Annotated in this window: 19 protein-coding genes; 6 read left to right on the top strand and 13 right to left on the bottom strand. The window is 65.9% G+C overall.

The window, feature by feature from the left end; genetic code table 11:
* Nucleotides 1-6 precede the first annotated feature (6 nt).
* From gltA to HWW87_RS03200, 7 genes are all read right to left on the bottom strand, one after another.
* Nucleotides 7-1,308 carry a citrate synthase gene (gene gltA / locus HWW87_RS03230; RefSeq protein WP_174433532.1) on the bottom strand — a complete coding sequence of 434 codons (1,302 nt, stop codon included), beginning with the start codon at nt 1,306-1,308 and terminating at the stop codon, nt 7-9.
* A gap of 66 nt (nt 1,309-1,374) precedes the next feature.
* Nucleotides 1,375-1,647 carry a succinate dehydrogenase assembly factor 2 gene (locus tag HWW87_RS03225; RefSeq protein WP_006754979.1) on the bottom strand — a complete coding sequence of 91 codons (273 nt, stop codon included), beginning with the start codon at nt 1,645-1,647 and terminating at the stop codon, nt 1,375-1,377.
* 11 nt (nt 1,648-1,658) lie between these two features.
* Nucleotides 1,659-2,360, bottom strand: a complete 702-nt coding sequence (locus HWW87_RS03220) for a succinate dehydrogenase iron-sulfur subunit (RefSeq protein WP_059237255.1) — start codon at nt 2,358-2,360, stop codon at nt 1,659-1,661.
* 21 nt (nt 2,361-2,381) lie between these two features.
* The gene (sdhA, locus tag HWW87_RS03215) at nt 2,382-4,157 is read right to left on the bottom strand and encodes a succinate dehydrogenase flavoprotein subunit (RefSeq protein WP_175819207.1); all 1,776 of its coding nucleotides are present in this window, start codon (nt 4,155-4,157) and stop codon (nt 2,382-2,384) included.
* A 3-nt stretch (nt 4,158-4,160) separates the two neighbouring features.
* Nucleotides 4,161-4,529 carry a succinate dehydrogenase, hydrophobic membrane anchor protein gene (sdhD, locus tag HWW87_RS03210; protein WP_006487767.1) on the bottom strand — a complete coding sequence of 123 codons (369 nt, stop codon included), beginning with the start codon at nt 4,527-4,529 and terminating at the stop codon, nt 4,161-4,163.
* A 4-nt stretch (nt 4,530-4,533) separates the two neighbouring features.
* On the bottom strand, nt 4,534-4,950 hold the full coding sequence (gene sdhC, locus HWW87_RS03205; RefSeq protein WP_175819206.1) for a succinate dehydrogenase, cytochrome b556 subunit: 417 nt from the start codon (nt 4,948-4,950) through the stop codon (nt 4,534-4,536).
* A gap of 168 nt (nt 4,951-5,118) precedes the next feature.
* The gene (locus HWW87_RS03200; protein ID WP_174390595.1) at nt 5,119-5,943 is read right to left on the bottom strand and encodes a GntR family transcriptional regulator; all 825 of its coding nucleotides are present in this window, start codon (nt 5,941-5,943) and stop codon (nt 5,119-5,121) included.
* Between the two features lie 288 nt (nt 5,944-6,231).
* On the opposite strand from HWW87_RS03200, the gene HWW87_RS03195 reads away from it, so the two are divergent.
* The 5 genes from HWW87_RS03195 to acnA all read left to right on the top strand — a co-directional run bounded on the left by HWW87_RS03195 (nt 6,232) and on the right by acnA (nt 13,400).
* Nucleotides 6,232-7,218, top strand: coding sequence for a malate dehydrogenase (locus tag HWW87_RS03195; RefSeq protein WP_006479357.1), 987 nt, complete (start codon nt 6,232-6,234; stop codon nt 7,216-7,218).
* 184 nt (nt 7,219-7,402) lie between these two features.
* Nucleotides 7,403-8,410, top strand: a complete 1,008-nt coding sequence (locus HWW87_RS03190; protein WP_174433528.1) for an aldolase/citrate lyase family protein — start codon at nt 7,403-7,405, stop codon at nt 8,408-8,410.
* A 230-nt stretch (nt 8,411-8,640) separates the two neighbouring features.
* Nucleotides 8,641-9,156, top strand: a complete 516-nt coding sequence (locus HWW87_RS03185; RefSeq protein WP_089427962.1) for a hypothetical protein — start codon at nt 8,641-8,643, stop codon at nt 9,154-9,156.
* Between the two features lie 22 nt (nt 9,157-9,178).
* On the top strand, nt 9,179-10,630 hold the full coding sequence (locus HWW87_RS03180) for a bifunctional 2-methylcitrate dehydratase/aconitate hydratase (RefSeq protein WP_175819205.1): 1,452 nt from the start codon (nt 9,179-9,181) through the stop codon (nt 10,628-10,630).
* Nucleotides 10,631-10,682: 52 nt separating this feature from the next.
* Complete coding sequence (gene acnA, locus HWW87_RS03175) at nt 10,683-13,400, top strand: aconitate hydratase AcnA (protein ID WP_175819204.1); 2,718 nt, start codon at nt 10,683-10,685, stop codon at nt 13,398-13,400.
* 104 nt (nt 13,401-13,504) lie between these two features.
* Here the strand turns inward: acnA and HWW87_RS03170 are convergent, their stop codons facing one another.
* From HWW87_RS03170 to HWW87_RS03160, 3 genes are read right to left on the bottom strand one after another with little or no spacing between them, the layout of a single operon-like run.
* Nucleotides 13,505-13,936 carry a DUF1801 domain-containing protein gene (locus HWW87_RS03170; RefSeq protein ID WP_175819203.1) on the bottom strand — a complete coding sequence of 144 codons (432 nt, stop codon included), beginning with the start codon at nt 13,934-13,936 and terminating at the stop codon, nt 13,505-13,507.
* Nucleotides 13,933-14,364 carry an SRPBCC domain-containing protein gene (locus HWW87_RS03165; protein ID WP_175819202.1) on the bottom strand — a complete coding sequence of 144 codons (432 nt, stop codon included), beginning with the start codon at nt 14,362-14,364 and terminating at the stop codon, nt 13,933-13,935. The genes HWW87_RS03170 and HWW87_RS03165 overlap by 4 nt, the downstream gene beginning before the upstream one ends.
* Nucleotides 14,364-14,687 carry a metalloregulator ArsR/SmtB family transcription factor gene (locus HWW87_RS03160; protein ID WP_023474459.1) on the bottom strand — a complete coding sequence of 108 codons (324 nt, stop codon included), beginning with the start codon at nt 14,685-14,687 and terminating at the stop codon, nt 14,364-14,366. Before HWW87_RS03160 ends, HWW87_RS03165 begins: the two co-directional genes overlap by 1 nt.
* 648 nt (nt 14,688-15,335) lie before the next feature.
* On the opposite strand from HWW87_RS03160, the gene HWW87_RS03155 reads away from it, so the two are divergent.
* Nucleotides 15,336-17,069, top strand: a complete 1,734-nt coding sequence (locus HWW87_RS03155) for a S53 family peptidase (RefSeq protein ID WP_175819201.1) — start codon at nt 15,336-15,338, stop codon at nt 17,067-17,069.
* Nucleotides 17,070-17,133: 64 nt separating this feature from the next.
* Here HWW87_RS03155 and HWW87_RS03150 read toward each other — a convergent pair whose 3' ends face one another.
* The 3 genes from HWW87_RS03150 to HWW87_RS03140 form a co-directional block, all read right to left on the bottom strand.
* The gene (locus tag HWW87_RS03150; RefSeq protein WP_175819200.1) at nt 17,134-18,552 is read right to left on the bottom strand and encodes an MFS transporter; all 1,419 of its coding nucleotides are present in this window, start codon (nt 18,550-18,552) and stop codon (nt 17,134-17,136) included.
* Between the two features lie 378 nt (nt 18,553-18,930).
* Nucleotides 18,931-19,767: an ABC transporter permease gene (locus tag HWW87_RS03145; protein ID WP_165752767.1), complete on the bottom strand. Its 837-nt coding sequence runs from the start codon at nt 19,765-19,767 to the stop codon at nt 18,931-18,933.
* A gap of 37 nt (nt 19,768-19,804) precedes the next feature.
* The gene (locus HWW87_RS03140; RefSeq protein WP_347879276.1) at nt 19,805-21,079 is read right to left on the bottom strand and encodes an ABC transporter permease; all 1,275 of its coding nucleotides are present in this window, start codon (nt 21,077-21,079) and stop codon (nt 19,805-19,807) included.
* Nucleotides 21,080-21,113: the final 34 nt, after the last annotated feature.

The raw sequence follows: 21,113 nt of genomic DNA, 5'->3' as shown, positions 1-21,113 counted from the left end.
CACGGTTTAACGTGCGTTGAGCGGCTTCGCTTCGCGCGGCGTGTCGCCGACGAACAGCTGGCGCGGACGGCCGATCTTCTGTTCCGGATCGGCAATCATTTCGTTCCACTGTGCGATCCAGCCGACCGTACGTGCCATCGCGAAGATACACGTGAACATCGACGTCGGGATGCCCAGCGCGCGCTGGACGATGCCCGAGTAGAAGTCGACGTTCGGGTACAGCTTGCGCGACACGAAGTATTCGTCTTCCAGCGCGATCTTCTCGAGCTGCATCGCGAGCTTGAACAGCGGGTCGTCGTGCAGGCCCAGTTCGTTCAGCACTTCGTAGCACGTTTCGCGCATCAGCTTCGCACGGGGGTCGTAGTTCTTGTATACGCGGTGACCGAAGCCCATCAGCTTCACGCCCGAATTCTTGTCCTTCACCTGCTTGATGAATTCGGGGATGTTGTCCGGCGAACCGATCTGCTCGAGCATGTTCAGCGCGGCTTCGTTCGCACCACCGTGCGCCGGGCCCCACAGGCACGCGATACCGGCCGCGATACACGCGAACGGGTTCGCGCCCGACGAACCGGCCAGGCGGACCGTCGACGTCGATGCGTTCTGCTCGTGATCGGCGTGCAGGATCAGGATGCGGTCGAGTGCGCGGACCAGCACGTCGTTGACCTTGTACTCTTCGCACGGGTTCGAGAACATCATGTGCATGAAGTTCGCGCTGTACGACAGTTCGTTCTTCGGATAGACGAACGGCTGGCCGATGCTGAACTTGTACGCCATCGCGACGAGCGTCGGCAGCTTCGCGATCATGCGGATCGCCGACACTTCGCGGTGACGCGGGTCGTTGATGTCGAGCGAGTCGTGATAGAACGCCGACAGCGCGCCGACGGCCGCCACCAGCACCGCCATCGGGTGCGCGTCGCGACGGAAGCCACGGAAGAAGAAGTGCATCTGCTCGTGCACCATCGTGTGCTTCGTGACGGTGTCGACGAATTCCTTCTTCTGCGCGGCGTTCGGCAGTTCGCCCTTCAGCAGCAGGTAGCAGCTTTCGAGGAAGTCCGCGTTTTGCGCGAGGTTGTCGATCGGGTAGCCGCGGTACAGCAGTTCGCCCTTGTCGCCGTCGATGTACGTGATCGCCGAATTACAAGCTGCCGTCGACATGAAGCCCGGGTCGTACGTGAACTTGCCGGTCTGGCCGTACAGCTTGCGGATGTCGATTACGTCCGGGCCCATCGTGCCCTTGTAGATCGGCAGTTCGACGCTCGGCGAGTTGTCGCTGAACGATAGCGTGGCTTTAACATCAGACGGAGTCATGGCACATCCTCAATCGAAATAAAGAAACGGGATTCGATAACGGGCACAACGGGTTACACATTGGCGTTACACGTTGCGCAGCATCTCCAACAGCCGGTGAATCTCCGGGCTGTCTAGGTCGCCCTCTGGTTCCTTGCGCGCGAGGAGCAAGTCCATCAGGTCGTTGTCGCTCAGATCGAGCAGGCGCGACAACGCGCCTACGTCTGCATCGGTGAGGTCATGCTCGTATCTGCCGAAGAAACGCTCGAAAATGATGTCGTTTTCCAGCAGACCCCGCCGCGCGCGCCAGCGAAGGCGCGCGCGGCGGTGCGGGTCGGATTGATGCGAATCGTCGCTCATTGCACCCGGCCTTAAACCGCGCGGCGGACCATCAGTTCCTTGATCTTGCCGATCGCCTTCGTCGGGTTCAGGCCCTTCGGGCAAACGTCGACGCAGTTCATGATCGTATGGCAACGGAACAGACGGTACGGGTCTTCCAGGTTGTCGAGACGCTCGCCGGTGGCGGTGTCGCGGCTATCCGCGATGAAGCGGTAAGCCTGCAGCAGGCCGGCCGGGCCGACGAACTTGTCCGGGTTCCACCAGAAGCTCGGGCACGACGTCGAGCAGCTCGCACACAGAATGCACTCGTACACGCCGTCGAGCTCGTCGCGCTCTTCCGGCGACTGGAGGCGTTCCTTCTCCGGCGGCGGCGCGTCGTTGATCAGGTACGGCTTGATCGAGTGGTACTGGTTGAAGAAGTGCGTCATGTCGACGATCAGGTCGCGCACGACGGGCAGGCCCGGCAGCGGGCGCAGCACGATCTTCTGCGGCAGGTCGTTCAGGTTCGTCAGGCACGCGAGACCGTTCTTGCCGTTGATGTTCATCGCGTCCGAACCGCACACGCCTTCACGGCACGAACGGCGGAACGACAGCGTCTCGTCCAGGGCCTTCAGCTTGACCAGTGCGTCGAGCAGCATGCGCTCATGCTGGATATCGAGCTCGTACGTCTGCATGCGCGGCGCTGCGTCCTTGTCCGGATCGTAGCGGTAGACTTCAAAAATGCGTTTTGCCATTTCGGATTCCTTTGACTCGGCTTAGAACGTGCGCGGCTTCGGCGGCACGGATTCGACCGTCAGCGGCTTCATTTGAACCGGCTTGTAGTCGAGGCGATCGCCTTCGCTGTACCACAGCGTGTGGCGCAGCCAGTTGTCGTCGTCGCGGTGTTCGTAGTCGCTGTGCGCGTGCGCGCCGCGGCTTTCCTTGCGCGCTTCCGCCGACACCATCGTCGCGCGGGCCACTTCGATCAGGTTCTCCAGCTCGAGCGCTTCGACGCGCGCGGTGTTGAACACCTTCGACTTGTCCTTCAGGTGGATGTTTTCCACGCGGGCCGCCAGGCCGGCCATCTGGTCGACGCCTTCCTTCAGCAATTCCGACGTGCGGAACACGCCTGCGTGCTTCTGCATCGTCGCGCGGATGTCGTTCGCGACGTCCTGCGTGTATTCACCCGACGTCGACTTGTCGAGCTTCGCGAGGCGCGCCAGCGAGTATTCGCCTGCATCGGCCGGCAGCGGCTTGTGTTCCTTCTGGCTCTTCACGTGCTCGACGATGTGGTTGCCGGCCGCACGGCCGAACACCACGAGGTCCAGCAGCGAGTTCGTGCCGAGGCGGTTCGCGCCGTGCACGGACACGCACGAGCATTCGCCCACTGCGTAGAAGCCGTTGACCGGTTCCTTGTGATCGCGCGACGTGCCGACGACCTGACCGTGGATGTTGGTCGGGATGCCGCCCATCTGGTAGTGGATCGTCGGGACGACCGGGATCGGTTCCTTGATCGCATCGACGTTCGCGAACTTCAGCGCGATTTCGCGGATCGACGGCAGACGCTTCATGATCGTCTCGGCGCCGATGTGCGACAGGTCGAGCAGCACGTGATCCTTGTTCGGACCGACGCCGCGGCCTTCCTTGATTTCCTGGTCCATCGAACGCGACACGAAGTCACGCGGCGCCAGATCCTTCAGCGTCGGTGCGTAGCGTTCCATGAAGCGCTCGCCGTTCGCGTTGCGCAGGATACCGCCTTCGCCGCGCACGCCTTCGGTGATCAGCACGCCCGCGCCGGCCACGCCGGTCGGGTGGAACTGCCAGAACTCCATGTCCTGCAGCGCGATGCCCGAGCGGGCCGCCATGCCGAGGCCGTCGCCGGTGTTGATGAACGCGTTGGTCGATGCCGCGAAGATCCGGCCTGCGCCGCCCGTCGCGAACAGCGTCGTCTTGCCTTCCATGATGTAGACGTCGCCCGTCTCCATCTCGAGGGCCGTCACGCCGAGCACGTCGCCGTCCGCGTCGCGGATCAGGTCGAGCGCCATCCATTCGACGAAGAACTGCGTCTTCGCTTCGACGTTCTGCTGGTACAGCGTGTGCAGCAGCGCGTGACCGGTACGGTCGGCGGCCGCGCAAGCGCGCTGGACCGGCTTCTCGCCGTAGTTCGCGGTGTGGCCGCCGAACGGGCGCTGATAGATCGTGCCGTCCGCGTTGCGGTCGAACGGCATGCCGAAGTGTTCGAGTTCGTACACGACGTTCGGCGCTTCACGGCACATGAACTCGATCGCGTCCTGGTCGCCGAGCCAGTCGGAACCCTTGATCGTGTCGTAGAAGTGGAAGTGCCAGTTGTCTTCGCTCATGTTGCCGAGCGACGCACCGATACCGCCTTGCGCAGCCACCGTGTGCGAACGCGTCGGGAACACCTTCGACAGCACGCCGACCGACAGGCCCGCGCGCGACAGTTGCAGCGCTGCGCGCAAGCCGGAGCCGCCTGCGCCGACGATCACGACGTCAAACTTGCGGCGCGGGAGGGAAGTTTTGATTGCAGCCATTCTTTACACTCTCCAGAGAATCTGCGCGGCGTAGCCCGCACATGCGAGCAGCCAGACGATGGTCAGCGATTGCAGCAGCAGGCGCACACCGACGGGCTTCACGTAGTCCATCCAGATGTCGCGCACGCCGACCCATGCGTGGTAGAAGAGGGAAAGCAGCATCACGAAGGTCGCGAGCTTCATCCATTGCGCGGCGAAGATCGATGCCCAGCCTTCGTACGAAAAATCGTGCGCGCCGAAGAACAGGACGAGCAGAATGACCGTGTAGACCGCCATGATCGTGGCGGTGACGCGCTGCGCGAGCCAGTCGCGCAGGCCGTAGTGTGCGCCGACGACGAGGCGCTTCGAGCCGATTCGGTTGTTGGCTGCCATTTTCTTAGAATGCTCCGAACAGTTTGAGTGCCATGGCGATCGTCAGCGCGATCGAGACGACAAAGACGACGACGGCCGTCCGCTTGCCGCCTTCCTTCGTGACGGCGTCGTGGTTGACGTCCATCAGCAGGTGGCGAATGCCGGCGCAGAAATGGTGGAAGAAGGCCCACGACAATGCGAGGACGATCAGCTTGACGACGATGTTGGAGAGGAAAGCCTTGAAGACTTCGAAGCTGAGCTCGGAGGTGAGACTCTGGTCGAAGAGGAACAGCAGGAACGGCAGGAACAGGAACAGCAGCGCGCCGCTGACTCGATGGAGAATCGACAATGTCGCAGCCAGCGGCATGCGATATTTCAACGTGATGTCGCCGATTCCGATGTTCCGGTATTCCGGCCTCGGCTTTCTTACTGCGTCAGTCATGCTAGACCCCTACTATGTTGTCACACTAATCCGCGATTTTAGCGCCTTTTTATATCGCGCTGCAGCGAAAGTCTGCTCTGGATAATTGCGCGAACAAGAACAAAGGCGGCCCGAAACGTGCTTCGCGAGCGTGGGAAACGCGAATGCACGCGGTTGAGCCGAACGTCGTCAGCTCAAGTCATTCTGATAGTAGTACCCGGTTGTGACATACCAGCCGCGACGCACTTCCACCGGCCGGTCCCCGTACGTATAGGACACGCGCTCGACCGACAGCAGCGGGAAGCCGGCCGGCACGTGCAGCAGGTCGGCCACCGCCGGCTCCGCCGCGACCGCGCGGATCTTCTCCGTCGCGCGGATCATCCGCGTACCGAACTCCGTCTCGAACATCGCGTAGAGCGGCCCCTTGTACTCGCTCAGGCGCTCGAACGTGAGCCCGCGGAACATCGCGCCCGGCAGCCAGATCTCGTCGAGCACCGTCACTTCGCTGTCGAATTCCAGCAGGCGGCGCACCTGCACGACGGGATCGGCGGGCTTCAGGTCGAGCTGCCGCGCGATCTCGGCCGGCGCGCGCAGGCGCCGGCATTCGAGCAGGCGGCTCACGTGCGGGTGCTCGGCGCCGTCGTCGGCCAGCAGACGCAGGAAGCGGAATTGCGCGCGATCCTCGTTGTGCGTTGCAACAAAAGTACCCTTGCCCTGCCGCCGGACCACGAGGTTTTCGGCGGCCAGCTCGTCGATCGCCTTGCGCACGGTGCCCTGGCTGACCTTGTAACGGGCCGCGAGCTCCACTTCGCTGGGGATGATCTCGCCCGGCTTCCATTCGCCGGATTCGAGACTTTGCGTGATCAATGACTTGATCTGCTGGTATAACGGGCTGAACGTCGGCGACGCGGACGCCGCGGGCGAGGCTGCGGGATCGCCCGCGCCCGGCTGCCCTGGGCCGCCTGCGCCGGTCTGATTCGCGGTGTTCGCCTGGTTCGATGTCATGGCGCGCATTTCATCACAAACCGCACTTTTTCGTCCACTCAATTTCCGCAAAACATCTGTCTTATATAAGACATATGATACCGTTTGACTTTGCGCGTGACGGCTCCTACACTCCCGGTCGAGCAAGGGTTCGCGGGTGCAACAGCGCGTCCCCGGCTACGTGCCACGGCCGTCTCCAGGTTCACCGCGTCTGCCATCGCGAGTCCTCCGCCCTGCTTCAATGCAACGCTACGCACAACGCGCATAGAATGGCGTTTTCGCTCGCGTCCAACGCTTCACCCGTCCTGGAGATTTTCAATGGCTAAGCCCGCAAAGCGCGTTGCCGTCACCGGCGCCGCAGGTCAAATCGCTTACTCCCTGCTGTTCCGCATCGCGAACGGCGACCTGCTCGGCAAGGACCAGCCGGTCATCCTGCAACTGCTCGACCTCCCGCAAGCCCAAGGCGCCGTCAAGGGCGTCGTGATGGAACTCGACGACTGCGCGTTCCCGCTGCTCGCCGGCGTCGTGATCACCGACGATCCGAAGGTTGCATTCAAGGATGCAGACGTCGCGCTGCTGGTCGGTGCGCGTCCGCGCTCGAAGGGCATGGAGCGCAAGGACCTGCTGTCGGCGAACGCCGAAATCTTCACGGTTCAGGGCGCTGCGCTGAACGAAGTCGCCAGCCGCGACGTGAAGGTGCTGGTCGTCGGCAACCCGGCGAACACCAACGCGTACATCGCGATGAAATCGGCGCCGGATCTGCCGAAGAAGAACTTCACGGCCATGCTGCGCCTCGACCACAACCGCGCGCTGTCGCAGCTCGCCGCCAAGTCGGGCAAGCCGGTCGCGTCGATCGAGAAGCTCGCCGTGTGGGGCAACCACTCGCCGACGATGTACCCCGACTTCCGCTTCGCGACCGCCGAAGGCGAGTCGCTGCTGAAGCTGATCAACGACGACGTGTGGAACCGCGACACGTTCATCCCGACCGTCGGCAAGCGCGGCGCGGCGATCATCGAAGCGCGCGGCCTGTCGTCGGCCGCATCGGCAGCCAACGCGGCGATCGACCACGTCCGTGACTGGGTGCTCGGCACGAACGGCAAGTGGGTCACGATGGGCATCCCGTCGGACGGCTCGTACGGCATCCCCGAAGACATCATCTACGGCGTGCCGGTCACCTGCGAAAACGGCGAGTACAAGCGTGTCGAAGGCCTGGAAATCGACGCGTTCTCGCGCGAGAAGATGGACGGCACGCTGGCCGAGCTGCTCGAAGAGCGCGATGGCGTCGCCCACCTGCTGAAGAACTAAGCATCACGCATCGTGCCGGGCGGCCTTCGGGGCGTCCGGCTTCGGCACGGGCCGGCATGCCGCCGGCCCTGCCGATCGATCCGATCCGCGCACGTTTTGCCGCCCCGCGCCCGCCGCGCACCGGCCCAGAACCTGCCCGAATCCGATTTTCTCCACGTTGACCCGCTTCCCTGACGTAGAAGAGATGGCCGCGCTCACTCCTGCACAAGTGCTGTACGACGGGGCGTCACCGCCCGCGATCCTGCCCTGCTGCGATCACTACGCGGGCAGCGAGAAGCTGATGCGCAAATCGCTCGCGCTGCAGGCCGAACTGGGTCCCGTGTTCGACCTCACGCTCGACTGCGAGGACGGCGCGGCCGTCGGCCAGGAAGCCGCGCACGCGGCGCTCGTCGCCGACCTGCTCGGCAGCGCCGAGAACCGCTTCGGCCGCGTCGGCGTCCGCATCCACGACTTTTCCCATCCCCACTGGCGCGACGACGTGCGCATCGTGCTGCGCGCCGCGCGCGCACCGGCCTACATCACGCTGCCGAAGGTCGCGAGCGCCGCCGACGCGGCCGAAATGACCGCATTCATCGAAGGCACGCGCCGCGAGCTCGGCATCGCGCAGCCGATTCCGGCCGACGTGCTGGTCGAGACGCACGGCGCGCTCGCGCAGGCGGCCGCCCTCGCCGCGCTGCCGACGGTCGGCACGCTGAGCTTCGGGCTGATGGATTTCGTCTCCGCGCACCACGGCGCGATTCCCGATGCCGCGATGCGCTCGCCCGGCCAGTTCGACCACCCGCTCGTACGCCGCGCGAAGCTGGAAATCGCCGCGGCCTGTCACGCGCACGGCAAGACGCCGTCGCACAACGTGACGACCGAGGTGCGCGACATGAGCGTCGTCGCCGGCGACGCACGCCGCGCGCGCGACGAGTTCGCCTTCACGCGGATGTGGAGCATCCACCCCGCGCAGATCCGCCCGATCGTCGACGCGTTCGCACCGCGCACCGACGAAGTCACGCTGGCCGCCGAGATCCTGCTGGCCGCGCAGGCCGCCGACTGGGGCCCGACGCGCCACGGTGATACGCTGCACGATCGCGCGAGTTATCGTTATTACTGGTCGGTGCTGCGCCGTGCGCAGGCCACCGGCCAGCCCGTACCGGCCGAGGCCGCGCCGCTGTTCGGCCCGGCCGCCGCGGGCGCTGCGCGTTGAGTGCGCGCCGCCGGCCGATACACGCGTTTCGTGCATTCGCCGGGACGCAAGCCGGACAGAGGTTTGCGAAACGACAAAAAACGTAACGGAGCCCGAAAACCTGATATATGCGCGGCCAAATAGGTGAAAATAGCGGCCGCTGCGCGCTTTCGGGGCGCGTGCAGTTTCAAACCGGCCGGCAGTTTCGATTGCCGGCCCTTGTCAACTGATTATCGAAAGGTTCTGACTCCATGAAGAAACTCCTGATCGCTACCGCCATCGGCGCCTTGTCCGCCACGATGCTGGTGTCGGCTCCGAGCGCGTTTGCCCAGGGTACGGCCACCACGACCGCGAAGAAGGCAACGGCCAAGCGCCCGGCGCCGGCCAAGCGCATCATCCCGCGCAGCAAGAAGGCGCAGGCGCGCGCGGCGGCCAAGGTCGATCCGGTACCGGACGGCGCGGTCAAGTGGTCCTGTAAGGAAGGTCTGTCGTTCGACCTCGCCGGCGACATGAAGCGCGACCAGGTCGTCACGGTTCACTGGGCGAAGAAGAACTACAAGCTGCCGCGTCAGACCACGACGACGGGCGCCGACACGTTCTACGATCCGGCAGCAGGCTTCAAGCTGGTCGTGATCCCGACCAAGGCGATGCTGTTCTCCGACGCAAACGGCGGCGAGCGCCTCGCGGACGAATGCGTGACGCCGGAAATGGCGCAAGGCACGGCAGCACCGACGCAGTCGAACGAGCTGAAGCCGGCAACGAACTAAGCGCGTTCCCCCCGGCCCCTCGATGTCCGCCCCGGTCTCCAACGTCCGCCCTGCTCCGGATACGGTACTCGTCGATATCGTCGACTACGTGCTGAACGCCGGTATCGACAGCGCGCTCGCGCTGGAGACGGCGCGTCATTGCCTGATCGACACGCTCGGATGCGGACTCGAGGCGCTGTCCTACCCTGCCTGCACCAAGCTGCTCGGCCCCGTCGTGCCCGGCACGATCGTGCCGAACGGCGCGAAGGTGCCCGGCACGTCCTTCCAGCTCGATCCCGTCCAGGCCGCGTTCGGCATCGGCGCGATGATCCGCTGGCTGGACTTCAACGACACCTGGCTCGCCGCCGAATGGGGTCATCCGTCCGACAACCTCGGCGGAATCCTGGCGACGGCCGATTGGCTCTCCCGCACGGCCCGCGCGGCCGGCCGGAAGCCGCTCCCGATGCGCGACGTGCTGGTCGCGATGATCCAGGCCCACGAGATCCAGGGCTGCCTCGCGCTCGAGAACTCGTTCAACGCGGTCGGGCTCGACCACGTGCTGCTCGTGAAGGTCGCGTCGACGGCCGTCGTCGGCCGGCTGCTCGGGCTCACGCGCGACGAGCTGATCAACGCTGTGTCCAACGCGTTCGTCGACGGCCATGCGCTGCGTACCTACCGCCATGCGCCGAACACCGGCTCGCGCAAGTCCTGGGCGGCCGGCGACGCCACGTCCCGCGCGGTGCGCCTCGCGCTGATCGCGAAAACGGGTGAAATGGGCTATCCGTCGGCGCTCACCGCCAGGACCTGGGGCTTCTACGACGTGCTGTTCGACGGCAAGCCGTTCCGCTTCCAGCGCCCGTACGGCACGTACGTGATGGAAAACGTGCTGTTCAAGATCGCGTTCCCCGCCGAATTCCATGCGCAGACGGCCGCCGAGGCCGCGCTGCAGCTGCACGCGCAGCTCGCCGTGGCGGGCCGCACGACCGACGACATCAGCCGGATCACGATCCGCACGCATGCGGCCGCGATCCGCATCATCGACAAGCAGGGCCCGCTCGCCAATCCGGCCGACCGCGACCACTGCATCCAGTACATGGTCGCCGTGCCGCTGCTGTTCGGCCGGCTGACCGCGGCCGACTATGAAGACTCGGCCGCGGCGGACCCGCGCATCGACGCGCTGCGCGCGAAAACCGTGTGCATCGAGGATCCGCAGTTCACGAAGGATTATCACGATCCGGACAAGCGATCGATCGCGAATGCGCTGACGATCGAGTTCACCGACGGATCGAAGCTTGCCGAAGTGGCGGTCGAGTACCCGCTCGGCCATCGGCGGCGCCGTGCAGACGGCATCCCGCTGCTGGTCGATAAGTTCAGGACCAACCTCGCCCGCCGTTTCCCGGCCAAGCAGCAACAAGCGATTCTCGACGTGTCGCTGGACCAGGCAAAGCTCGAAGCGATGCCGGTCGATGAGTACGTCGACTTGTATGTGATATAGCCGTCATCTACAGGACTCTTTGTTTCCTAGCCTTAAACCCAGGAAAATCACCATGGCCCACAATCTCCACAAGACCCTCAAGGAATTCGACAGCGGTTCCGGCAAAGGCAAGTTCTACTCGCTGCCGCAACTCGGCAAGGAGCTGAAGACGAAGATCGAACGCCTGCCGGTGTCGATCCGCATCGTGCTCGAGTCCGTGCTGCGCAACTACGACGGCAAGAAGATCACCGAGGAGCACATCGAGCAGCTCGCGAACTGGAAGCCGACCGCGAAGCGCGTCGACGAGATTCCGTTCGTCGTGTCGCGCGTCGTGCTGCAGGATTTCACGGGCGTGCCGCTGCTCGCCGACATCGCGGCCATGCGCGGCGTCGCCGAGCGCACGGGCAAGAACCCGAAGAAGATCGAACCGCTGGTCCCGGTCGATCTCGTCGTCGATCACTCGGTCCAGATCGACTACTTCCGCCAGAAGGACGCGCTCGACCTGAACATGAAGCTGGAATTCCAGCGCAACAACGAGCGCTACCAGTTCATGAAGTGGGGCATGCAGGCGTTCGACACGTTCAAGGTCGTGCCGCCGGGCGTCGGCATCGTCCACCAGGTGAACCTTGAGTATCTGGCACGCGGCGTCCACAAGAAGACGGAAGGCGCCGACACCGTGTACTACCCGGACACCCTCGTCGGCACGGACAGCCACACGACGATGATCAACGGCATCGGCGTGGTCGGCTGGGGCGTGGGCGGCATCGAGGCGGAAGCCGGCATGCTCGGCCAGCCGGTGTACTTCCTGACGCCGGACGTCGTCGGCGTCGAGCTGAAGGGCAAGCTGCGCGAAGGCGTGACGGCCACCGACCTGGTGCTGACGATCACCGAAATGCTGCGCAAGGAGAAGGTCGTCGGCAAGTTCGTCGAATTCTTCGGCGAAGGCACGAAGTCGCTGTCGCTGCCGGACCGCGCGACGATCGGCAACATGGCGCCGGAATACGGCGCGACGATGGGCTTCTTCCCGGTCGACGAAAAAACGATCGACTACTTCGAAGGCACGGGCCGCACGAAGGCCGAAATCGCCGCGTTCGAAAACTACTTCAAGGCGCAGAAGCTGTTCGGCATCCCGAAGGCCGGCGACATCGACTACACGAAGACGGTGACGCTCGACCTGGCGACGGTCGCCCCGTCGCTGGCCGGCCCGAAGCGCCCGCAGGACCGCATCGAGATCGGCCACGTCAAGTCGACGTTCACCGACCTGTTCTCGAAGCCGGTCGCGGAGAACGGCTTCGCGAAGAAGGCGGACGATCTCAACACGCAGTACACGACGAGCAACGGCGTCGACGTGAAGAACGGCGACGTGCTGATCGCCGCGATCACGTCGTGCACGAACACGTCGAACCCGAGCGTGCTGCTGGCTGCGGGCCTGCTCGCGAAGAAGGCGGTCGAGGCCGGCCTCACGGTCGATCCGAAGATCAAGACTTCGCTCGCACCGGGATCGCGCATCGTCACCGAGTACCTGACGAAGACGGGCCTGCTGCCCTACCTGTCGAAGCTCGGCTTCGAAGTCGCGGCGTACGGCTGCACGACCTGTATCGGCAACGCGGGCGACCTGACGCCGGAACTGAACGAAGCGATCACGAAGAACGACATCGTCGCGGCGGCCGTGCTGTCCGGCAACCGTAACTTCGAAGCGCGTATCCACCCGAACATCCGCGCGAACTTCCTCGCGTCGCCGCCGCTCGTCGTCGCGTACGCGATCGCCGGCAACATCACGCGCGACCTGATGACCGAGCCGGTCGGCAAGGGCAAGGGCGGCCGCGACATCTACCTCGGCGACATCTGGCCGACGAGCGACGAAATCCACGCGCTGCTCAAGTTCGCGCTCGATCCGAAGAAGTTCGAGGACAACTACGCGAAGCTGACCAAGAAGGGCGACCTCTGGAGCAAGATCGAGGGCGAATCGGGCGAGGTCTACGACTGGCCGAAGTCGACCTACATCGCCGAGCCGCCGTTCTTCGGCAACGACTTCTCGATGGAGCCGGCTGCATCGATCCCGACGGTCCAGGGCGCGCGCGCACTGGGCATCTTCGGCGACTCGGTCACGACCGACCACATCAGCCCGGCAGGCTCGATCAAGGAAGATTCGCCGGCAGGCAAGTGGCTGAAGGAGAACGGCGTGCAGAAGGCCGACTTCAACAGCTACGGCTCGCGCCGCGGCAACCACGACGTGATGATGCGCGGCACGTTCGCGAACGTCCGGATCAAGAACCTGATGATCCCGGCGAAGGCGGACGGCACGCGCGTCGAAGGCGGCCTGACGATCCACCAGCCGAGCGGCGAACAGCAGTCGATCTACGACGCGGCCATGCAGTACATCGCGGCTGACACGCCGACCATCGTGTTCGCGGGCGAGGAGTACGGCACGGGCTCGTCGCGCGACTGGGCCGCGAAGGGCACGCAGCTGCTCGGCGTGAAGGCGGTGATCGCACGCAGCTTCGAGCGCATCCACCGTTCGAACCTGGTCGGCATGGGCGTGCTGCCGCTGCAGTTCAAGGGCGCGGACAGCGTCCAGTCGCTCGGCATCACCGGTGAAGAGACGTACGACATCGAAGGCCTCGGCGACGACTTCAAGCCGCAGCAGGACGTCACGCTCGTGATCCATCGCAAGAACGGCGAAACGCAGCGCGTGCCGGTGCTGCTGCGCATCGATACGCCGATCGAAGTCGACTACTACAAGCACGGCGGGATCCTGCCGTTCGTGCTGCGCTCGCTGCTCGCAGCGTAAGCGCGCGGCCGTTGCAGGTGCCGCAGCCGCCTCGCGGGCGGTTGCGGCCGATTTGGATGCCCGACCTCGTGTCGGGCTTTTTTTTGACCGTGCTTCATGCGGCCTTACGCCGCCTTGTCTGCGCGCGCCTTCGCGGCCGCCCCTCGCGCGTTCTTCTTCAGGTGCGTGCGGTTGTATTCGATCGCCGCACGCACGAGATTCTTCAACGCCCGCTTGTCGAGCTTGTCGCCTTCGAACAGATCGATCGCGCGGCGCGCATTGCCGGCGAGGCCGTCGTTGAACAGCTTGTCCGGATCGGGGAGCTGCGCGCCGTGCATGAAGGTCACTTTCACCTTGCCCTTGTGCGCGTTCGCCACCGCGATCATCCCGTCGCATGACCAGACGGGGCTGCCCATCCATTTCCATTCCTCGACGATGCCGTCGTCGGCAGCGAGGATCGTCTGGCGAAGCTCGGCGAAGGTCTTGCCGCGCCAGTCGGCGATGCCTGCAATCAGCGCATCGATGCGCTCGGACGGCGTGAGGTCCGTTGAGCTCATGCGCGGGCCTCCGTGCCTTCGTCAGGACGCGACAGCACCTGTTCGAGCGAGTCGAAGAACCGTACCCAGCCGTACTGCGCACCACGGTACGCCTGCTCCTGGTCGGGGCGGAAGCCGACCTGCTCCATGCGCAGGTGCGTGCCGGCCGGCGTCGGCGTGAGCGTCCACGTGACGACGCTTTCGAGGCCGTGGGCCGCCCACGTATAGGACAGCGCGCGGTGCGGCTCGATCGTGAGGACCGTGCAGTCGACCGAGCCCCAGTCCGCACGGAAACTGAACGCACGGCCCGCGACGGGCTCGAAGTCGCTCTTCATCAACCACGCCTCGATCAGGTGCGGTTGCGTGAGCGCGCGCCAGATCTTCTCCGGCGGATGCGGCAGCTCCCGGTCGACGACGACGGAGCGCGTTTCGGTAGTGGCTTGGTTCATTACTGATCCATCCTTTTGAGCAGATCTTCGAGGGCATCGAACCGGCTCTGCCAGAAGCCTGCCATCTGGCTCGTCCAGTCGATCAACGGGGCCAGCGCTTGCGGCTGCGCGCTGTAGTGCGTCTGCCGGCCTTCGTGACGGTCATTCACGAGCCCGGCCTGCTTCAGCACGCCAAGATGCTTCGACACGGCCGGCTGCGAAACGCCCGCATGGGCAGTCAGCGCGGCAACCGTCAGTTCGCCCTCCGCGCACAGCCGCTCGAAAAGCGCGCGGCGCGTGGGATCGGCAAGCGTCCTGAAAAGCGTGTCGTGAGTGTTTTGCATATCGGCCCAAATCCATAACCGAACGGTTATGGATTGAAGGATATCCGCTGATCGGCGCGCGTCAAGGCGGGATTTCGCGAACCGCGTCGGTCGATCCGGCGCGACGGGCGCGTGCGCCGCACCGGCGCGCGCCGACGCCGGATTCGAGCATTTCCTCTAATCCGCGATTGCGACGCGCGATCCGAAAGCAGCCTGCAAGACTGGCCGATGCGCTGTTCCACAGTTCGGGAAACGTTTGGGTTCGGCCGGCCCCGTTGTTGTGCATGCGCGAATCCGTTCCTGACGAGTCGCTTCCAATGACCACATAGTGCGATGCGGCGTGCAGCCATTGACACGCAAACGCCATGCATCCACGCGGCGCGCCCGTCCACGACCGCGCACATTCCGATGCCGCAACGAACGACTCGTGCGTGCGAGCGACGCACGTTGCCGCGCCGTCGTACCGCGAACCGGTTCCGCTCACCAACCCCGCCACTACCGGCACGTACTGCGCGGCGCACGCACTCATGCGCCCCCGTTGTCAGAACTGACAGCTATGGAAACTGGCAGCTACCCGAACGGCACCGACGCCCTACGCTCGTCACCGCTCGCGGCCCCACAAGGGCCGGGGGTTCCAGTAACGTCGCCTCTCCTAAAAAAGGACTCCCGATGAAAAGGAACGCCTGGTTTGCCCTTCCCCTTCCGTCGCCCCGCCGCCTGGCGTGCGTGGCACCGCTCGTGTTCGCCGCCGCTGCGGCGCACGCGGCGACGGATTGGGTCGATACTCATACGAAGGCCTTTCTGACCGGCCCGCAGTTGCTGGCGCGCAGTGCGGCGCCGTCGCTCGAACTCGCGGCCGGCGAGACGACCGACGTCGTCGTCAGCCTGAAGCTGCGCAACGCCGCGCAGCTCAAGCAACTGGCGCGCGACGTGAACCGGCCCGGCAGCGCGCATTACCGCCAGTACCTGACGCACGAGCAGTTCCTAGCGAACTACGCGCCGACCGATGCGCAGGTGAAGTCGATCGTCGACTATCTGCACAAGAGCGGCTTCGTGAACGTCGAGGTTGCGCCGAACCGGCTGCTGATCTCCGCGCACGGCACGGCCGGCACGGTGAAGACCGCGTTCAACACGTCGCTCGTGCACTTCCAGTACGCAGGCCGCTCGGGCTTCGCCAACACGTCGACCGCGCAGGTGCCGCGTGCACTCGGCGACGTCGTCGGCTCGGTGCTCGGGCTGCAAAGTGTCGCGCGCGCGCAGCCGATGCTGCGCATCGGCAACGTGGCGAAGCCGCAGGCGCTCGCCGCCGGCACGGCGACGGGCCACTATCCGAAGGAATTTCCGGGCCTCTACAACGCGACCGGCGTGCCGACCGCAGCCGGCGTGACCGTCGGCATCATCACGATCGGCGGCGTATCGCAGACGCTGCAGGACCTGAAGCAGTTCACGTCGAGCAACGGCTACGGCACGGTCACGACGCAGACCGTAAAGACCAACGGCACGGGCGGCAGCTACACCGACGACCAGGACGGCCAGGGCGAATGGGATCTCGACAGCCAGTCGATCGTCGGCTCGGCCGGCGGCCAGGTCGGCAAGCTGGTGTTCTACATGGCGGACCTCAACGCCGCCGGCAACACGGGCCTCACGCAGGCGTTCAACCGCGCGGTATCGGACAACACCGCGAAGGTGATCAACGTGTCGCTCGGCTGGTGCGAAACCGACGCGAACGCGGACGGCACGCTCGACGCCGAGGAGCAGATCTTCACGACGGCGGCCGCGCAAGGCCAGACGTTCTCGGTATCGTCGGGCGACGAAGGCGTGTACGAGTGCAACAACCGCGGCTATCCGGACGGCTCGAACTACACGGTGTCGTGGCCGGCTTCGTCGCCGCACGTGCTCGCGATCGGCGGCACGACGCTCTACACGACGTCGGCCGGCGCGTTCTCGAACGAGACGGTGTGGAACGAAGGGCTCGATTCGAACGGCAAGCTGTGGGCCACGGGCGGCGGCGTCAGCACGATCCTGCCTGCGCCGTCATGGCAGTCGGGCAGCAATCGCCGGTTGCCGGACGTCGCGTTCGATGCCGCGCAAAGCACGGGCGCGTACATCTACAACTACGGCCAGTTGCAGCAGATCGGCGGCACGAGCCTCGCCGCCCCGATCTTCACGGGCTTCTGGGCGCGGCTGCTCGCGGCGAACGGCACGGGCCTCGGCTTCCCGGCCGCCAATTTCTATGCGGACATTCCGTCGCATCCGTCGCTCGTGCGCTATGACGTCGTGTCGGGCAACAACGGCTATCAGGGGTATGGCTATACGGCCGGCACCGGCTGGGATCTGACGACCGGCTTCGGCAGCCTGAACATCGCGAACCTCAACCAGCTGATCAAGTCGGGCGGGTTCTGAGCGATGCATGAAGACCGGCGCGCGGCGAGGGTTTGCCGCGCGCCGGTGGTGACCGTCCCGCGCGCTACTCCGTCGCCGGCTCCTTCGCGCGCTCCGGCACGACCGGCATACCGGCCCGATGCGACGGCGCGAACAGCCGCAGCCCGCTCGCGACGCTTGCCGCGCCCGCGAAACCCGCACCGAGCATCAACGCAAGCGTCGGCCCGTGGCGCCCCGCGATCCCGAACGACAGCGCAACCAGCGCCGCGCCCGTTGCCTGCCCGATCAGCCGCGCGGTCGCAATGATCCCGCTCGCGCCGCCGCTGCGCTCGGGCGGCGCGCTCGACATCAACGCCTTCAGGTTCGGCGACTGGAAGAAGCCGAAGCCCGCGCCGCACAGCATCATCCGCCAGCCGATATCGATGACGCCCGGCGACACCGGCAGCGCGGCGAGCGACACCATGCCCGCACTCAGCAACGCAAGGCCGATCGCGCCGAGCAGCCCGGGCGGATAACGATCCGACAGCCGCCCCGCGATCGGCGCGGCGAACGCGACGACCGCCGACCACGGCGTCATCAGGAACCCCGTTTCGACCGCGCTGCGATGCAGGACGGTTTCGAAATAGAACGGCAGCGACACGAACGCGAGCCCCTGCGCGGCGAACGCGCATACGGCGGTCAGCGCGGACAGCGTGAACACGGGCCGGCGGAACAGGTCGACCGGCAGCATCGGCGCCGGGTGTCCGGCCTGGCGGCGGATCAGCAGCCAGCCGAACGCGAATGCCACCGCGGCCGCCGCGAACACGACGGAGAGCGGCCCGCGCTGCGCGAATTCGCCGAGCGCGAAGATCAGCGACGCGAACGTGATCACGTTGAACAGCGCGGCAACCGGATCGAACGCATGCTTGCCGCGCGCCGTCTGCGGCAGCGACGGAATCGCCACCGCGAGCGCGAACACGCCGAGCGGCACGTTCACCGCGAACAGCCACGGCCACGCGGCCACCGACAGGATCAGCGACGCGATCGTCGGCCCCACCGCGAACGACACGCCGACGACGAGCGCGTTGAAGCCGACGCCGCGCCCGAGCCGGTGCGCGGGAAACAGGCCGCGGATCAGCGCGACGTTGACGCTCATGATCGCGCTCGCGCCGAAGCCCTGCACGATGCGTGCGGCCGTCAGCATCGGCAGCGTCGATGCGAGCGAACAACCGAGCGACGCCAGCGTGAACACGGCCAGCCCGGCGACATACACGCGCTTGTGGCCGACGATGTCGCCGAGCGACGCGAACGGCAGCAGCGTCGCGACCATCGCGAGCTGGTATGCGTTGATGATCCACACGGACGCGGCCGGCGACGCATGCAGGTCGGCGGCGATCGCGGGCAGCGCGGTGTTCGCGATCGCGGTGTCGAGCGTCGCGAGCGCGACGGCCAGCAGCACGGCGGACATCGCGCGCCAGTTGACGGCCGGCTCGTGCGCGCCGGCGGGGGAAGCGAATTCGGACAAGATGGGCTCGGCTGACGAGCGACGCGCGGCGTCGCGGATTGAGCGGCGCGGCGGCGTGCGTGCCGGACGGCAAGACCGGCGCGCGCGTTACCGCGATCCGTATTGTTGCAGAGCCGCATCAAACCTGCAGGCGGCCGCCGCGTCAGTCAGCGAAACGAAAGCTTGTGAGATGCCGTGCCTTGCGCGCGGCATCGTTGAGCGCACAACGATCGACGATCCGGCGGCTGCCGCGCGGCCTTTCGGGCTCGCGCCCAGCTTCGTCGTGTCGGCGCCAGCGGCCGGCCCGGCCGCGTCTGCCGGCGACACCACGCATCGGCAATGCGCCGATGCGTGGCATGCGTGCACCGCCGTCGCGCCGTCGCGTCAAGTCGGATCAGGTCAGGTCACCGCACGCCGCGCATTGCGGCCGCGCAACCATTCGAGCGCGAGCAGCAGGCTCGTCGAGAAGATGATCAGGATCGTGGCGAGCGCAGCGATCGTCGGGCTGATGTTCTCCCGGATGCCCGTGAACATCTGGCGCGGCAGCGTCGTCTGGTCCGCGCCCGCGAGAAACAGCGTGACGACCACTTCGTCGAACGACGTCGCGAAGGCGAACAGCGCGCCCGACATCACGCCCGGCGCGATCACCGGCAGCGTCACGCGGAAGAACGTCGTGACCGGATTCGCGCCGAGCGACAGGCTCGCGCGCACCAGGTTCTGGTTGAAGCCCTGCAGCGTCGCGGCCACCGTCGTCACGACGAACGGCACGCCGAGCGCCGCGTGCGCGGCGATCAGCCCCGTGTAGGTATTCGCGAGCCCGAGCGGCGCGAAGAACAGGTACATGCCGACGCCGACCACGACGACGGGCACGATCATCGGCGACAGCAGCACGGCCATCAGCAGCCCCTTGCCGCGGAAGTCGGCCTTCGTCAGGCCGATGGCCGCGAGCGTGCCGAGCACGGTCGCGACGACGGTCGCCGACGGCGCGACGATGAAGCTGTTCTTCGCGGCCATCCGCCACTCGTCCGAGGCGATCAGGTTCTCGTACCAACGCGTCGAGAAGCCTGGAATCGGATAGACGAGGAACGTGCTCGACGAGAACGACAGCGGCACGATCGCGAGCACCGGCAGGATCAGGTACAGCAGCGTCAGCACGACGAGCACGCGCAGCGCGACGTACCACGCGCGCTCGACGAACGACATGTGCGGCGCGAACAGCGGCCTGGCGAGTTTCATGGTCGGCATCCCCTTCCCGTTTCCCTGTGCCCGGCGCTCAGCCGAGGCTCACGTTCGAGCGCGTGAAGCGCCCGTACACCGCGTACAGCACGAGCGTGGCCGCGAGCAGCAGCCCGCCGAGCGCACACGCCATGCCCCAGTTGATCGTCACGTTCGTGAAGTACGCGACGTAGTAGCTGACCATCTGGTCGTTCGGCCCGCCGAGCAGCGCGGGCGTGATGTAGTAGCCGATCGCGAGGATGAACACGAGCAGCGCGCCCGCGCCGACACCCGGATAGGTCTGCGGCACGTACACGCGCCAGAACGCGGCGAACGGATGGCTGCCGAGCGACACGGCCGCGCGCTGGTAGGTCGGCGGAATCGACTTCATCACGCTGTAGAGCGGCAGGATCATGAACGGCAGCAGGATGTGCGTCATCGAGATATACACGCCGACGCGGTTGAACAGCAGTGTCAGCGGATGGGAGATCAGCCCGCTGCCGATCAGCGCCGTGTTGATGAGCCCTTCGCTCTGCAGCAGCACGATCCACGCGGCGACGCGCACGAGCACCGAGGTCCAGAACGGAATCAGCACGAGGATCATCACGAGGTTCGCGCGCCGTTCCGACAGCGTCGAGATCCAGTACGCGAGCGGATAGCCGAGCAGCAGCGCGAACAGCGTGACGGCGACGCCGATCACGAGCGTGCGCCCGAAGATCGCGAGGTAGATCGACTGGTCGGGAGCGGCCTGCACGATGTGGCCGAAGCCGTCCTGCTTGTGATCGAGCGCCGCGAGCAGGTAGAACGGCGACACCTGGCTGCCGTTCTTCGCGATCGCCTGCCAGTACGCAACGTCGCCCCAGCGCGAGTCGAGGTCGACGAATCTCGCGCGGGTCTGCGCGGGCGTCAGCGGCGCGGCGCCCGCGTTACCGTCGCCCTTCAGCGGCATCGCGCGCGCCGTCTTCGCGACGAGCGAGCGATAGCCGGGAATCTCGGTGTTCAGGCGCCGCGCGAGCGCGCCCATCGCCTCGCTGTCGGCGACCTTCGTCATGTCGGCCGCGAGCGCGACATACGCGGCGTCCGCCGGCGGCGTCTTGCGGTCCCAGCCCGACAACGCGGCGACCGTGTTCGGCAGCGCGGTCGCGATCTCCGGGTTCTGCACCGCGCGCGTGAGCAGCGTGCCGATCGGCACGACGAAAATCAGCAGCAGGAAAATCGCGAGCGGCGCGACCAGCAGCAGCGCCATCGTGCGCTTGCGGGCCTCGGCAGCCTTCAGCTCGCGTTTCAGCGCGGCAGTCGACTGCGAGGAAGGCGCGATCGTCATCGTATTCAACGGCTCTCTCCGGCCGGGCACGTTCCGGCGGAAT

It is taken from the genome of Burkholderia sp. BCC0419 (assembly GCF_902830285.1).
GTDB lineage: Bacteria > Pseudomonadota > Gammaproteobacteria > Burkholderiales > Burkholderiaceae > Burkholderia.
Note: the sequence above shows the minus strand (reverse complement) of the source record. Positions and strands in the feature narration are given on the sequence as shown.

Coding starts and splice junctions, on each gene's coding strand:
- gltA (WP_174433532.1), bottom strand. CDS start 1,308: ATGACTCCGTCTGATGTTAAAGCCACGCTATCGTTCAGCGACAACTCG.
- HWW87_RS03225 (WP_006754979.1), bottom strand. CDS start 1,647: ATGAGCGACGATTCGCATCAATCCGACCCGCACCGCCGCGCGCGCCTT.
- HWW87_RS03220 (WP_059237255.1), bottom strand. CDS start 2,360: ATGGCAAAACGCATTTTTGAAGTCTACCGCTACGATCCGGACAAGGAC.
- sdhA (WP_175819207.1), bottom strand. CDS start 4,157: ATGGCTGCAATCAAAACTTCCCTCCCGCGCCGCAAGTTTGACGTCGTG.
- sdhD (WP_006487767.1), bottom strand. CDS start 4,529: ATGGCAGCCAACAACCGAATCGGCTCGAAGCGCCTCGTCGTCGGCGCA.
- sdhC (WP_175819206.1), bottom strand. CDS start 4,950: ATGACTGACGCAGTAAGAAAGCCGAGGCCGGAATACCGGAACATCGGA.
- HWW87_RS03200 (WP_174390595.1), bottom strand. CDS start 5,943: ATGCGCGCCATGACATCGAACCAGGCGAACACCGCGAATCAGACCGGC.
- HWW87_RS03195 (WP_006479357.1), top strand. CDS start 6,232: ATGGCTAAGCCCGCAAAGCGCGTTGCCGTCACCGGCGCCGCAGGTCAA.
- HWW87_RS03190 (WP_174433528.1), top strand. CDS start 7,403: ATGGCCGCGCTCACTCCTGCACAAGTGCTGTACGACGGGGCGTCACCG.
- HWW87_RS03185 (WP_089427962.1), top strand. CDS start 8,641: ATGAAGAAACTCCTGATCGCTACCGCCATCGGCGCCTTGTCCGCCACG.
- HWW87_RS03180 (WP_175819205.1), top strand. CDS start 9,179: ATGTCCGCCCCGGTCTCCAACGTCCGCCCTGCTCCGGATACGGTACTC.
- acnA (WP_175819204.1), top strand. CDS start 10,683: ATGGCCCACAATCTCCACAAGACCCTCAAGGAATTCGACAGCGGTTCC.
- HWW87_RS03170 (WP_175819203.1), bottom strand. CDS start 13,936: ATGAGCTCAACGGACCTCACGCCGTCCGAGCGCATCGATGCGCTGATT.
- HWW87_RS03165 (WP_175819202.1), bottom strand. CDS start 14,364: ATGAACCAAGCCACTACCGAAACGCGCTCCGTCGTCGTCGACCGGGAG.
- HWW87_RS03160 (WP_023474459.1), bottom strand. CDS start 14,687: ATGCAAAACACTCACGACACGCTTTTCAGGACGCTTGCCGATCCCACG.
- HWW87_RS03155 (WP_175819201.1), top strand. CDS start 15,336: ATGAAAAGGAACGCCTGGTTTGCCCTTCCCCTTCCGTCGCCCCGCCGC.
- HWW87_RS03145 (WP_165752767.1), bottom strand. CDS start 19,767: ATGAAACTCGCCAGGCCGCTGTTCGCGCCGCACATGTCGTTCGTCGAG.